At 60.9% G+C, this 886-nt stretch carries 1 protein-coding gene; it reads right to left on the bottom strand.

Annotated features, from left to right (window positions below):
* Nucleotides 1–32 precede the first annotated feature (32 nt).
* Nucleotides 33–886: acyl-CoA thioesterase II (locus A9X04_RS29770; protein WP_231985741.1), on the bottom strand; the 854-nt coding region annotated here is incomplete at its 5' end.

Genomic DNA, 886 nt, shown 5'->3' on the forward strand with positions numbered 1-886 from the left:
ATCTGTGTCTCCTCCAATTATGTTGACACGAATCAAAAGTCATGAGTTACCACTCTCGAACCAGACCAACCTGGGTCACAGAGGCCACGTGATTGCCGCCCACCGAAGAGCCGGCCCATACAGAACGCCCTGCCTTCCGAGGCACTGGGCGACACCTGCTCGAGGAGCAGCCACTCATCAATGCGGAAGGGGCGATGAAACCATAGACAATGATCGAGGGTGAACGTCTTAATATCGCGATGGGGCTTGATTTCGTGGGGCGTAAAGGCGCTCATCAACAATGTCAGGCCAGCGACACATGTGGCGATGGCACTGTGGACCGCTTGGGGAGCGTCGAAGGGTGCCGATGTCCGCACCCATTGGCGCGACAGCGTACCCCGGCCGGTTGTCGTGAGAGGTCCGCGCACATGCGAATCCGGGTACCAGTCGACTTCCAGAGAAGACCATCGTCGATAGAATTCCGGCCAGTCCTCGGGAAATGGACGCAGGCCCGCGCCAGCCGACGGAGGACCGTCGACAGCCTCGGCAGCCAGTTGATGCTCCGGTCCATTGCCTGGGACGTGGAACGCGGCCAGCAGGGAAAGCAGCTGTCGACCCTGCTGCTCGGCTATGACCCGCCGGTTGGACAGCGAGCCGGAGTCGCGCAACCGCTCGACGTGAAATTCAATCGGCGGCCCGATTAGCCCCGTGGAGAGGAAGTGGGTCTGAACAGAGTGCGGGACACGTTTTTCCTCGACGGTCTTGGCCGCTGCCAATAGCGCTTGACCCGCCGCCTGTCCGCCGAAGACCCGAGGCATACCGATGTCGGGCGTGATCCCTACGTAGGAATCGCTTGCGACGAATCGGACGTCAAGCAGGTCGATCAAGGAGGCGACAGTCGCGACCA

Origin of the sequence: Mycobacterium sp. E3247 (assembly GCF_001667785.1) — a bacterium.
In the GTDB taxonomy this organism is placed as follows: domain Bacteria; phylum Actinomycetota; class Actinomycetes; order Mycobacteriales; family Mycobacteriaceae; genus Mycobacterium.